Annotated in this window: 1 protein-coding gene; it reads right to left on the bottom strand. The window is 41.2% G+C overall.

Annotation, left to right across the window (positions count from 1 at the left end):
* Nucleotides 1–241: 241 nt before the first annotated feature.
* A partial coding sequence (locus FTV32_RS17145; protein WP_180029162.1) for a replication initiation protein occupies nt 242–1,177 on the bottom strand: 936 nt, incomplete at its 5' end.

Raw genomic sequence — 1,177 nt, 5'->3', positions numbered from 1 at the left:
GGCTTGCTTAAATTTCAAGTTAGCACTTTGCGCTTGAATAAACAATCGTTCATCAAGAACATTGTTTATTCATAGCAAGGGCTAACGAAATTTAAGGAGGCAGGGGAGTTATAGAAAAAGCAAAATAAAAGCGGGCTGGGAGGTTATGGACAATCGCAAGCGAACATCAAAACTGGTCTGTGAATAAGGCTTATGGACAAGTTGTGGAAAAGCATAGCTGTACCACAACTTGCCCACAAGCTTATATCACAGGTTTTGATTTTGCCCACAACCACCCGACGCCCATAGACACAGAAGTTAAAAATCTAAAAAGAGAATGTTTATTAGTCATGGTGAGCAATATTGCTTCGCAATCTTGCTTGGATATATAGGGAACAGGCGCCAGAGAACAGACCCCATACTGATAGCTATTTGGAAAAACAGATTTCTGCTTTAGACCCGGCTTAACTGCTACTGATTTTCTGTTTTTCTGAATGCGGCTTTTATGCTTCTTAATTAGCGCATAGACAGTAGATTTAGACAGTTGAGTAGTATTTACAATCTCAGCAACAGATAAGCCTTTGCGATGCAGCGAGAGGGCTTTTCTGCGTTGTTTTGCGTATGACTTACCTTTTGCTGCTCCACCTTTTCTTCCTAACTGTTTTGCGATCTTGCGTAGCACATCGTTAGTGTTTTCAGAGTAGCTATAACGCTCATAACAAAAACGGGTAATACTCCGGCAGATTTCACGCACTTCACGCTCAACCAGTGGCGTTTTGCACTTCTCAAGATTGAGTTTATTCATGAAATCAAACAAGCAAGACATAAACTGGCGTTTTGTCCAGTCCTCGCCATGTTTGAAATACAACTTATAAGCGTGATGCCGTACTGTTTCAAACAGCCAATTGTTACGCTCCCCTACTGTTATATTTTTGCTTAATTTGACCGCTTTCGCTGAATTTGGAGTGAATAGCATAGGGCGTATCACTGGACGCTCATATATACGTGTGATTCTCGCAAGTTCAGCAAGCTGATACGGCTGTACTCGCATAGTAGATACTCGCCACATGCTGCTATGCGGATTTTTGGCGACTGAATTTCTATGTGCAAAATCACCGTTTAGAAGCTCTTTAAGGCGTGTTTTTACTGCATTCAATAGCACAACCGCTTTCTTGCTATAGCGTTTATTTTTTTCATC

It is taken from the genome of Acinetobacter sp. YH16032 (assembly GCF_013417345.1).
Classification (GTDB): domain Bacteria; phylum Pseudomonadota; class Gammaproteobacteria; order Pseudomonadales; family Moraxellaceae; genus Acinetobacter.
The sequence above is the reverse complement of the archived record's forward strand: the minus strand, read 5'-3'. Positions and strand labels throughout refer to the sequence as shown.